The organism is Pseudomonas oryzihabitans (assembly GCF_007665395.1).
Taxonomy (GTDB): Bacteria; Pseudomonadota; Gammaproteobacteria; order Pseudomonadales; family Pseudomonadaceae; genus Chryseomonas; species Chryseomonas psychrotolerans_C.
In genome coordinates this window covers 23069-33618 of sequence record NZ_VDND01000020.1, presented here as the reverse complement: position 1 = coordinate 33618, position 10550 = coordinate 23069, and the positions used below count along the sequence as shown (strand labels likewise).

Sequence of the window (10550 nt, the reverse complement as noted above, 5' to 3'; positions counted from 1 at the left end):
GTCTGCATCTGCTGCATGGCCTGCAGCAGCTGGGCGGCTTCGTCGTGGCCGCGGGTATCCAGGGTCTGGGTCAGGTCGCCGCTGGCGATGGTCTTGGCGGCGGTGACGGCTTCGGCGATCGGGCGGGTCAGGCTCAGGGTCAGGCGCCAGGCCAGCAGCAGGGTCAGGCCCAGAGCCAGGCCGATGGCGACCCAGGTGACGAAGGTGCCCTGTGCATAGGTATGGTCGGACTGTTGGGACGCGGCCTGGATGTCCTCCTGGTTGACCTTGCGCAAGACTTCCGTTTGGTCGTTCATCTTGGGGCCGAGCTGCGCCATGTTGCTCTGGACGAAGCTGCGCGCCTCATCGAGCTTGCCTGCGCCGACCAGTTCGGCTACCTGCTCGGTATCGCGGACATAGTCGCGATGCACCTGCCGTAGATTGTCGAAGGCCTGCCGCTCGCGATCGGAGTCGATCAGCTTCTCGTAGCGACCGAAACCGGCCTGCACCTCGGCATCGATCTCCTTGATCTTCTTGCGAGTGGACGCGACGGTGGGCGCATCGCTCATGGCCAGCAGGCGCAGCACCTCGGTGCGGGTGCGGGCCAGCTGCAGCGCGAGATTGTCGGCTTCGACGATGCTGGGCACGTTGTGGGTCTCGATCATGACGCCGTGACCGTGCAGCTGCGAGAGCTGGAGCAGGCCGAACAGGCCCAGACTGACCACCAGTACGACCAGGAGGCCAAAACAGGACAGCGTGCGGTTGGCTATGGACAGCGAGCGAAGTGACATGGCGAACGGCTCTGCAGGAGGGATTCCAGGCTTTCGGCCGGTCGCTTCGTTTCTGGAGCAAACGTCTGGCCATTTTACGGTCGGATCCGAAGATCCCTGGCTGGGAGAGGGCTGTCGCGCCGTGCCTGCGCCAGTACTTTTTCGGGCTCGGTGCTGATTGTCCTGAGGTTGGAGGAGGGCTCGACAGCGAGAAGCGCACAAGCGGGTCGGCGAACGGAGGCGAGTATTTATCGTGCGGAGTGCGAGATCGGTTGGCTATAGGACGACTGGCAAGGGGTGGCGGCGTTGAGGGAGAACGGCAGCGGGACGTGAGCGAGGGGAGCGGCTCGGCGTGGGAGGCGGCGAGGTCGGCGAAGTGCTCGCTCGACTACTGGCCTCGATGAAGACTTGGCCGGTAGGACACAACGGGGTGCAGAGATGGCTTTCCCACTGCAACTCGAGCGCCCGCACGGGGCGAGGTCTCCGCGGGTTTCTGCTCTTCCTGGCGTGCTAGGTGGTCCTGCTTGCCCGAGGAGCGCAGGCCTTGGCGTCTGCTGGCGTAGCACTTTGCGGCGGGTCGGCGGCAGCCTGGTCTTGCCCAGCAGCTTGCCCGGAGAATTCCTGCAGCCGCCGGTAATGGGTCAGCCAGAAGCCCAGCTCCAGGATCAGCGTCTTGCGCTCCAGCGAGGTGAGCGCTTCCAGGCCTTGGCGGATGGCTCTATCGGCATAGTCGATGGCCGCCAATTGCCCCGTCGTGCGGGCCGGGCAGTTTCTGGTGGCGTAATGCAGCGCCTCTCTAAAGTCGCTCTCCAGGCCAGGCATGACGGATCCTTCAACAGGTAAGAGGTGTGATAGATGGCCCTGCACGTGGCGCTGCTCCGGAGGTTATTGCCCTCGGGTTCCATCAACTTGAGTAACTCGGCGCTTATAGTTGCTAGCGCAGCCGTGCCGTGAACAGTGCAAAATCGAAATGCTCTCAAAGCCCTCTCGAATTTTCTCAAGTTCCTGTAATCGCTAGCCTTTCTGCACTTGGCAACCACTTGGATGGGCTGAATATAGTCGAGTTGTATTCCGCTTAACCGGCTTTTAATCCCTGCCTGATAGGCGGTAGCAGAACTTGTACGCAACTTGTATTTCGCTCTAACTCCACTGTTTCCCGGCGAAATAGGCGACTGATCGAGCCCCGGTGGGCCACACCTACCTGTATGGAAGTTGGACGAAGCCGTGGCTGTTCTGGCGCTTGGCGCTGCCGCTGGGCGCCGTCGAGCGGTAGTGCCGGAGGCCCCTGAATGGCTGGACGCGTCGGGTAAATGGAGCGATGCTGGAAACGTACGCTCCAGAGCGTACGACCCTCCTTCGGCCTGACCAAGACGCGCGACCAGGAGGGGGTGGCTGCGGCACATAACAATAAAAGAGGAGTCGAGCGATGCTCTATAAGGTCAGCGTGTACTCAAGACCTGAAGATCGTGGGCTGCTGGTCTGGCGGTGGAAGAAGCAGTTTCTCGGTGAGTGGGTGGAATCGCGGCAGGAATTCGAAGACTGCGATCACTGCGTGCATCACGCCCTGCAGGATGCCAAGGGCCAACGCATCCATCTTGAAACCGATCGCTGCACCCTCTATCGCTACCGCTTCGAAAGCATGCTCCACCAATATGGCAGTTGCTATTGCCTGAGCGGTGGACGAACGGCCGAGGCCGTGCTGGATCTCATCGCCCAGATCGAAGAGCGCCACAACGTCATCGTGCTACGTGACGGACAGCCGTTCTTCGCCCATTACCGCGCCGATCTGCAAGCCGAAGGGACACTGTCTCCCGAACTCTGGCAGGGCGTGGAATGGCAAGGTCTGGAAGGGCGCTTCGAGTACGTGCGCAACCGCAAGCTGCCTTGATCCCGGGTATCGGCGAGCGCGTAGCGGTTCAGAAGGGCAGCAGCTCCTGCCGCATGATGCTGATGTCGGCGGGGGCCTGGATGCCCACCTGCACGCGATCGCCTTGCAACTTGACGATGCGAATGTTGATGCCACCGTTGAACAGTTGATCCAGCACCTGTTCTTCATTGGCGCCCGGCTTGAGCGATAGATTGATGACCTCGTCGGGGCGACGCGTCAGGACCAGATAAGACATGAGCATCCCTGCCATGATTTCAGGACTGGCATAGTAGCTAGTCCGGCTGCCTGTGAGAACCAGTAGACATATTTTTGGCCAGGCGCGGATCCGCTGCGCCCTGTGCCTCAGCGCCGCCCGAGCTGCCAGCGTCGCCCGACGAAGCCCACCGCCGCCGCCAGTACCGTCAGCAGATTGATGGTATTGGTCGGGCCACTGCCGTGGTAGCCCGCCACCACGGCGACCAGGGTCGCCAGAGCCCACACGCAGATCGCGGCGGCGACCGCCGCGGCCATCTCGTTGAAATCCGCCGCCCGCCCAGGTTTGGCGAGAGGGTTCGAATCGCTTTCGTAATCGTCTGACATGGGAGGCTCCGGCAGGCGTTCTTGTTGGAGTATTGCCGTGAAGGGTATCGACCGGTGATGAGGAGTCTGGATGAGGTCGATAGCGCGATCATCGATTTTTTCCGCCGAACGGACAAGAGGTACCAGCTAGAGCTACGGGTGGTCCGCGCAAGCGGCTGAGCCGCCGTTTCGTTGTCGCGCAGCTCGTCCGGCACGGGAAAACGGCGCCGGGCGAGGCCGGTCACTGCTGTGTTCGACGTGAACAGCCTGGAGACCACCATGAGCGACGACAAGATCACTCTCACGACCCGCCAAGGCCATCCGGTACGGGACAATCAAAGCCTGCGCAGCGTGGGGGAGCGAGGCCCGGCGACGCTGGAAAACTATCAATTCATCGAGAAGATCACCCACTTCGACCGCGAGCGGATTCCCGAGCGGGTGGTGCATGCCCGGGGCACCGCCGCCCATGGCTGGTTCGAGGCCTATGGCACCATCGGCGATGAACCGGCCAGTCGCTATACCTGCGCCAAGGTGCTGACCAAGACCGGGGTGAAGACGCCGGTATTCTTGCGATTTTCCACGGTCATCGGCGCCAAGGAGTCGCCGGAAACCGCGCGCGATCCGCGCGGCTTCGCCATCAAGTTCTATACCGAGGACGGTAACTGGGACCTGGTGGGCAACAACCTGAAGGTGTTCTTCATCCGCGATGCCATCAAGTTTCCGGACATGATCCACGCCTTCAAGCCCGATCCCATCACCAACCGCCAGGAGCCCTGGCGCTTCTACGACTTCGTCCAGCATCACCCCGAGGCCTTGCACATGGTGACCTGGGTGAAGAGCCCCTGGGGCATCCCCGCGGACTACCGCCACATGCAGGGTTCGAGCGTGAACACCTACAAGCTGGTCAACGACCAGGGCGTGGCCGTGCTGTGCAAGTTTTCCTTCGAGCCCAAGCAAGGCATCAAGAACCTCACCAGCGAGCAGGCGGCGGACATCCAGAAGTACGACGTGGGCCATGCCACCCGCGATCTCTACGAGGCCATCGACCGGGGCGACTACCCCGAGTGGGAGATGTGCGTGCAGATCATGACGGACGAGGCGCACGACGAATTGCCCTTCGATCCCCTCGACGACACCAAGCGCTGGCCCGAGGAGCAGTTTCCCCTGCTGCCGGTGGGTCGCCTGGTGCTGGATCGCAATCCCTCGAACGTCTTCGCCGAAACCGAACAGGCGGCGTTCGGCACGGGGGTGCTGGTGGAGGGGATCGACTTCTCCGACGACAAGATGCTGCAGGGCCGCACCCTGTCCTATTCCGATACCCAGCGCTACCGGGTCGGCGCCAACTACCTGCAGTTGCCGATCAATGCGCCCCGCTGTCCCTATGCGACCAACCAGCGCGACGGCCAGATGGCCCTGCAGGTGGACCGTAGCGGCAGCAATCCCCATGTGAACTACGAGCCCAGTTCCCAGGGTGGCCTGAGCGAGGCGCCGCGGCCGCAGCACGAGTACCGCCAGTGGATCGAAGGGCACCTGGGACGCTACCAGTCGCGCAAGACCGCCGCGGACTATCAGCAGACCGGCGCGCGTTATCGCTCCTTCGAGGCCTGGGAGCGGGACGACCTCATCGCCAACCTGGTCGCCGATCTGCGCGCCTGTCCCGAAGACATCCAGCTGCGCATGGTCTGGCATTTCTGGCACTGCGATCCGGACTACGGCACGCGCGTGGCCCAGGGCGCCGGTATCGACCTGGAGAAGGCCAAGGCCCTGCCCAATCTACCGGGCCATCCTGCGCCCAACGAGGACGTGGCGGTGCCTACCTACCAGGGTGGCGAACGGGAAACTGCCTGACCACGCGACCTGGCGGCCCTCGGCGGCGGAGCGGTCCGCTGCCGAGGGTGCCGACGTCAATGCAGCCATTCGCTGCGCTCGAACAGTGCCCAGCAGCGCTCGAAGTCTGCCTGCCAGTCGGGCAGGGCGACGGGTAGCACCGCTTCGACCTTGCTGCAATCCAGACAGGAGAAGCGCGGCCGTGTGGCGGGGGTGGGGTAGTTGTCGGTCGTGGTGGGATAGAGGCGGGCGCGCAACTGACCGCGGCGTTCCAGGCGCTCGGCGATGGCCGCGGCGAAGCCATGCCAGGAGGTCTGGCCGGCATTGGTCAAATGATAGAGCCCGCCGACGTCGCCGCGCTGGAATAGTCGCTCGACCAACTGGCGGGTCGCCGTGGCGATGGTCGGGGCCCAGGTTGGCGCGCCGCGCTGATCGTCCACCACGTGCAATTCGTCGCGCTCGGCCAGCAGGCGGCGCATGGTGTTGAAAAAGCACTGGCCGTCGTGGGAGTAGACCCAGGAGGTACGCAGGACCAGGGCGCGGCCACCCGCCGCCAGCACGGCCTGTTCGCCCGCCAGCTTGGAATGGCCGTAGACGCTCAGGGGGGAGGGCGCACAGCGTTCGGTATAGGGGCGCTGACCCCGGCCGTCGAAGACGTAGTCGGACGAATAATGCACGAAGGGAATGTCCCGCTCGCGCGCCAACTCGGCCAGTATCCGGGGCGCCTCGGTGTTGATCGCGGCGGCGCGCTCGCGGTCTTCCTCCGCCTGGTCCACCGCCGTGTAGGCCGCGGCGTTGATGATGAGGTCGGGTGTCAGCCGCGTGAAGGCGGTACGTATACCGCGCGTCTGGGCCAGGTCCAGCTCCGCCTGGCCAAGGATGGTCAACTGATGGGTGCTACCGAACTCGCGCTGCAAGGCGCGCGAAACCTGGCCGGAGCGGCCAGTGATCACAATATTCATAAAACCATGCCTGAACGCCTTCGAGCGAAGGCGTACGTCCTGAACGTCGATTCCTGAAAAGCCGTGGCTTTTCCCGCACGAAACACGGCCTGCCGCCAGTGGCGACAATGCGGGTTTCCGGTCCTCTTTCCTGCGGAAAGAGGTCAGCCGCTGGCTATGGCGGAGTGGGCATCGACGGAGAGAACGAAGCGGTCATGGTACAACTCGGTCAGGGGTACGCGGCTAGGACTGCCGTTCGTCGGCGGAGTTCAGCGCGTACCGGGGGACGATGGCAGCAGCTTGCCAAGCTCGAGACCTGCCGCCGAGGCGGTCAGCAGGGCGGTATGGAGAACCTGTTCAAGTTCGCGGATATTGCCCGGCCACCGATAGGCGAGCAACGCCGCTTCATCCGCTGCCGTGAGGGGCGGCGGGGCGCGGCCCAGCCGCTCGGCGTGCTGCAGCAGGAAGTGACGGGCGAGCGGCAGCAGATCGGCCGGATGCTCGCGCAACGGCGGGACCAGCACCTGACCGGGGGCCAGGAGCTGCCAGAGGCGCTCAGCGAAATGGCCGGCTTCGACCGCGCGCGGCAGATCGACGCTGGAGCCGGCGATCAGGCGTACGTCGACCGGGGTACGCTGACTGCTGCCCAGGCGCAGGATGCTGCCCTGCTGCAGTACCTGCACCAGTTCCTCCTGCAACGCGAGGGGCAGGTCGGCGATTTCGTCGAGATAGAGGCTGCCCTCGTGGGCGGTGCCGAACCAGCCTACCCGACTCCCCGAGGTGCCCGCATAGGCCCGCGGCACATAGCCGAACAACTCGGCGCCCCCGTGGCGTGGGCTGAGCGATGCGCAATTCAGGCTGCTGAACAAGCCGGTGCGACCGCTCCGTTCGTGTAGCCGGCGCGCCAGCAATTCACGCCCCGTACCCCATTCCCCTGCGAGCACGACCGGGTGCGGTGGCGAGGCGAGTTCATCCAGCTGCTCCAGCAGCTCGCGCGAGCGGGGATCGGCGAAGGCCAGCGCCTTGGCACGAATGGTCAGGGTGCTGCGCTGATCGGCAGGGACGATCAGCAGGTCGGGCGAGGTGGTAGGCATGGCAACGTCACGAGCTTTGGAAGGGGACATGCTAGCGCGCCTGAGTTATAGCTAAAAATACGCTTTCGCTATGCTTTGAGCACTTCTGGTTATTTGAGTAGGGAGCGAAGTGCCAGAATGGCGAGCCGTGGCGCTCGGAATCGGTCACGATGGGCGGTAGGGCGTAGCGGCCGCGTTGCGGTACCGTAAACGCGGCCTGCTTGCCTGGCTGCGTGCGGGCGATCCACCAGGCCAAGCGGCGACGCTCCCGTGGTCTTGCCCTTCGACGGGCCGCGCGCTCTGCCATTACCGAGGAAACCAGACTCCATGGCGTCTCTGCGAGCTCCCTGTCCCCCTGGCGTCTGCACCTGCGAACGCGAGGCCGTATTGGCCGACCCTGGCGCGGACGCCCGGGCGCTCCTGCTCAATCGACAGGAGGAGCAGCGCCTGCTGGACCGGCTGGAAGCCATTGCCAGCACGGCGGAGCTGCAGCGCCTGCAGCAGCGACTGCAGGAGCAGCTGGGCATTCGCCTGGAGGTCCGGCCCGGACCGGGCGAGGTGCGCAGCGCGCGCGGCATGTTGATCGAGCTCCAGCCGCGGCCCGGATTGTGTCGCAAGCTCCATCAGTCGATACCGGCGGCCGTGCGGCGTGGCCTGGTCCAGCATCCCGACGTGCTCTTCCAGTTGCTCAATGCCAACGACCTGCTGCGCGATACCTGAGCGCCTTCAGGCGGGTGCGGCGAAGCGAATCCAGGTCGGTGCATGGTCGCTGGTCTTTTCCAGGTCCCGCACCCAGCGGTGCACGCCCGCCTCTTGCAGGGCGGGCTGCAGCGCCGGGCTTAGCAGCAGATGATCGATGCGCAGGCCGGCATTGCGCTGCCAGCGCTGGCGAAAATAGTCCCAGTAGGTGTAGATGGCCTCGTCTGGATGGCGCTCGCGCAGGGCGTCCAGCCAACCCTGGGCGAGCAGGCGCTCGAAGCAGGCGCGGCTTTCCGGCTGCAGCAGGGCGTCCTTGCGCCAGGACTTGGGATCGTAGATGTCCCTATCGGTGGGCACCACGTTGTAGTCACCGGCGAGCACCACGGGATGGCCGCTATCCAAGAGGCCACGGGCATGGTCGATGAAGCATTCGAACCACGCCAGCTTGTAGTCGAACTTGGGTCCCGGCCAGGGATTGCCGTTGGGCAGGTACAGGCTGGCGACGACCACCCCCTTCACCGCCGCCTCCAGGTAGCGGCGTTGCGGGTCATCCTCCATACCGGGCAGGCCACGGCGGATCGCCAGGGGTTCGTCATCACGCGCCAGGATGGCCACGCCGTTCCAGGACGGTTGTCCTTCCCAGAGCGCCCCATAGCCCGCCGCCGCCAGCTCGGCCTGGGGAAAGTCACCCGACTTGGCCTTGAGTTCCTGCAGGCAGACGATGTCCGGCTGCTCCTGCGCCAACCACTGCAGCAGGATGGGCAGCCGGGCACGGATGCCGTTGACGTTGTAGGTCGCAAGGGTGAGGGCGGTCATCTGGCGCTCCTTTCGAGGGACCTAGTCCTGACTGGTGCCGTGACTCCGCAGTTCCTCTACGGAACATTATGTGAAGCAGTTCTCGTTATTTTGCGACTTACTTTTTTTGGCACCTTCGGGAACTTTTTGGCCATTTGGCAAAGTTAGGGTCGATAAATTTGACGAAAGCAGCTCTCATTGCCGTCATACGTCTGCAATCTCCACTGAGATAACAATGAGTCGACGAACGGAATATTATAAGAAGTCTAATAAAATCAATAGCTTAATTATATTTAAAATAATAGCAAAATAGTGGCCACTAGGAGTTGGCTCGAAAGCTGGCATACCGCTTGTATGGATCGATGCGCCTGGAGGCATCGCCTCGTTGAAGACCCTCAGCGAGGCCCTTCTCTCACTTCATGTCGGCGAGTGTTCAAGGAGAGCGTTCACGTGTCGATCTAGCGCAGTTGGTGACGATGAAAGCATCTTTCCTCAAGTGTTCCCGTCGGGTAGCTCAAGCTCTACCCTTCATAACCGCCTTGGCACTCGCTCCCGGTGCCAACGCCGAACAGGTCAACCTGGTGGGCCTGAACCTGTCCGGAGCCGGCTTCGCCGGCCAGGTCCTACCGGGCGTGAACGGTACCAACTACATCTTTCCCGTCGAGGCCTACTTCAAGCAGTGGAGTGGCAAGGGCATCAAGCTGATCCGTTTCCCGGTCATCTGGGAACGGCTGCAGCCGGTCCTGGGCGGCGCCCTGGATCCGACCTATGCGGCGTTGATCGACCAGACCTTCGCCAATGCGCAGAAGTACGGCATGCGCATCATCCTCGACCTGCACAACTACACCTTCTACCGGGGTTCGGTCATCGGCAGCGCCGCGGTGCCCTATGATCGCTATCAGGAGATCATGACCCGTATCGCCCAGCGCTGGAGCAGCCAGCCGTCGCTCTATGCCTACGACATCATGAACGAGCCGCACGACTCCATGGCTCAGTGGCCGATCGCCGCCCAGTACGGCATCAACGGGGTACGCGCCGTCGACAAGACCAAGCCGATCATGATCGAAGGCAACGGCTGGTCGGAAGCCACCCGCTGGCCGCTGTGGAACGACTCCCTGCTGGCACTCAAGGATCCGTCCGACAACCTGATCTTCCAGGCGCATTCCTATTTCGACGAGAGCGCCGGCGGCAACTACACCGGCATCGACGTGGGCAAACTCAGCCAGGACTACGGCGTGGAGCGCGTGCGCCCCTTCGTCGAATGGCTGAAGAAAAACAACAAGAAGGGCATGATCGGCGAATTCGGCGTGCCGGATAACGATGCCCGCTGGCTGCCGTTGATGGACCGGATGCTGGCCTACCTCAAGCAGAACTGCATCCCCGCGACCTACTGGGCGGCGGGCCCGGGCTGGGGCAACTACTTCCTGTCGGTGGAGCCGATCAACGGCGCCGACCGCCCGCAGTGGCCGACCCTGAGCAAGTACATCGATGACAGCAGCTGCACCGCGATTGGTCCGCTGGGCAGTGGCAGCAGTACCACGCCGGCGAGCGGCTCGGGCACCACCGGCGGATCCAGTGGCGGCACGACGGGTTCCAGCAGCGGCAACACCGGCTCGAGCAACGGCGGCAGCACCGGGACGGGTTCCTCCGCGGGTACCGGGAGTACCGGTAGCAGCGGCGGCTCGACCACGACCGGGGTGACGACCTCGATCAACGACTTCACCAACGAAGACTGGCTGCATGGCGTCTATCGCAAGGCGGCGGGCTTCTCCATCCCGGCGTCGACGGCGAACGTGGGCGCCTTCAAGGTGGGCGCGCAGGTCACGCCGGCCGATGGCAAGAGCTACAAGGTGACCTACGCCCAGGTCGTGGGTAGCAACATGAGCGTGTTCATCGAGAGCGCCCAGCTCGATGGCAACGCCGTCGGCTATCCCAAGACCCTGAGCACCGGTACCACCACCTCGGGTACGACCGTCACCGTCCCGGGCACCACGACGGGCTCGAGCGGGTCCACCGGGCA

General features: G+C 63.8%; 11 protein-coding genes. 4 read left to right on the top strand and 7 right to left on the bottom strand.

The genetic code is table 11. The annotated features are described in order from the left end of the window. Positions 1–770, bottom strand: a 770-nt coding sequence (locus tag FSV73_RS25170) for an MCP four helix bundle domain-containing protein (protein ID WP_145013074.1), incomplete at its 3' end; no start/stop codon positions are given. Positions 771–1259: 489 nt separating this feature from the next. Next, positions 1260–1571 (bottom strand): hypothetical protein, encoded by a 312-nt coding sequence (locus FSV73_RS25165; RefSeq protein WP_260856165.1) that lies wholly within the window; start codon positions 1569–1571, stop codon positions 1260–1262. 604 nt (positions 1572–2175) lie between these two features. On the opposite strand from FSV73_RS25165, the gene FSV73_RS25160 reads away from it, so the two are divergent. After that, complete coding sequence (locus tag FSV73_RS25160) at positions 2176–2637, top strand: hypothetical protein (protein ID WP_145013072.1); 462 nt, start codon at positions 2176–2178, stop codon at positions 2635–2637. Positions 2638–2665: 28 nt separating this feature from the next. On the opposite strand, the gene FSV73_RS25155 is transcribed toward FSV73_RS25160, so the two are convergent. Both FSV73_RS25155 and FSV73_RS25150 read right to left on the bottom strand, forming a co-directional pair. Further along, positions 2666–2872: a carbon storage regulator gene (locus FSV73_RS25155; protein ID WP_186309347.1), complete on the bottom strand. Its 207-nt coding sequence runs from the start codon at positions 2870–2872 to the stop codon at positions 2666–2668. A 107-nt stretch (positions 2873–2979) separates the two neighbouring features. Further along, positions 2980–3216: a hypothetical protein gene (locus FSV73_RS25150; protein WP_145013068.1), complete on the bottom strand. Its 237-nt coding sequence runs from the start codon at positions 3214–3216 to the stop codon at positions 2980–2982. A 258-nt stretch (positions 3217–3474) separates the two neighbouring features. On the opposite strand from FSV73_RS25150, the gene FSV73_RS25145 reads away from it, so the two are divergent. Further along, a complete protein-coding gene (locus FSV73_RS25145) occupies positions 3475–5043 on the top strand; it encodes a catalase (protein ID WP_145013066.1) in 1569 nt (522 codons plus the stop codon). Between the two features lie 56 nt (positions 5044–5099). Here the strand turns inward: FSV73_RS25145 and rfbD are convergent, their stop codons facing one another. Together rfbD and FSV73_RS25135 are read right to left on the bottom strand one after the other, a co-directional pair. Continuing rightward, the gene (rfbD, locus tag FSV73_RS25140; protein WP_145013064.1) at positions 5100–5984 is read right to left on the bottom strand and encodes a dTDP-4-dehydrorhamnose reductase; all 885 of its coding nucleotides are present in this window, start codon (positions 5982–5984) and stop codon (positions 5100–5102) included. 248 nt (positions 5985–6232) lie between these two features. Beyond that, on the bottom strand, positions 6233–7087 hold the full coding sequence (locus FSV73_RS25135; protein WP_145013062.1) for a sigma-54-dependent transcriptional regulator: 855 nt from the start codon (positions 7085–7087) through the stop codon (positions 6233–6235). Positions 7088–7363: 276 nt separating this feature from the next. Here FSV73_RS25135 and FSV73_RS25130 point away from each other — a divergent pair, with 276 nt between their 5' ends. Continuing rightward, on the top strand, positions 7364–7756 hold the full coding sequence (locus FSV73_RS25130) for a hypothetical protein (RefSeq protein WP_145013060.1): 393 nt from the start codon (positions 7364–7366) through the stop codon (positions 7754–7756). A gap of 6 nt (positions 7757–7762) precedes the next feature. Here the strand turns inward: FSV73_RS25130 and xth are convergent, their stop codons facing one another. Beyond that, a complete protein-coding gene (xth, locus tag FSV73_RS25125; protein WP_145013058.1) occupies positions 7763–8551 on the bottom strand; it encodes an exodeoxyribonuclease III in 789 nt (262 codons plus the stop codon). A gap of 455 nt (positions 8552–9006) precedes the next feature. Here xth and FSV73_RS25120 point away from each other — a divergent pair. Then, positions 9007–10550, top strand: a 1544-nt coding sequence (locus FSV73_RS25120; protein WP_145013076.1) for a glycoside hydrolase family 5 protein, incomplete at its 3' end; no start/stop codon positions are given.

What these genes read in the sequence shown, in the direction of transcription:
- FSV73_RS25165 (WP_260856165.1), bottom strand. Translation starts at nt 1,571, where the DNA reads ATGCCTGGCCTGGAGAGCGACTTTAGAGAGGCGCTGCATTACGCCACC.
- FSV73_RS25160 (WP_145013072.1), top strand. Translation starts at nt 2,176, where the DNA reads ATGCTCTATAAGGTCAGCGTGTACTCAAGACCTGAAGATCGTGGGCTG.
- FSV73_RS25155 (WP_186309347.1), bottom strand. Translation starts at nt 2,872, where the DNA reads ATGTCTTATCTGGTCCTGACGCGTCGCCCCGACGAGGTCATCAATCTA.
- FSV73_RS25150 (WP_145013068.1), bottom strand. Translation starts at nt 3,216, where the DNA reads ATGTCAGACGATTACGAAAGCGATTCGAACCCTCTCGCCAAACCTGGG.
- FSV73_RS25145 (WP_145013066.1), top strand. Translation starts at nt 3,475, where the DNA reads ATGAGCGACGACAAGATCACTCTCACGACCCGCCAAGGCCATCCGGTA.
- rfbD (WP_145013064.1), bottom strand. Translation starts at nt 5,984, where the DNA reads ATGAATATTGTGATCACTGGCCGCTCCGGCCAGGTTTCGCGCGCCTTG.
- FSV73_RS25135 (WP_145013062.1), bottom strand. Translation starts at nt 7,087, where the DNA reads ATGTCCCCTTCCAAAGCTCGTGACGTTGCCATGCCTACCACCTCGCCC.
- FSV73_RS25130 (WP_145013060.1), top strand. Translation starts at nt 7,364, where the DNA reads ATGGCGTCTCTGCGAGCTCCCTGTCCCCCTGGCGTCTGCACCTGCGAA.
- xth (WP_145013058.1), bottom strand. Translation starts at nt 8,551, where the DNA reads ATGACCGCCCTCACCCTTGCGACCTACAACGTCAACGGCATCCGTGCC.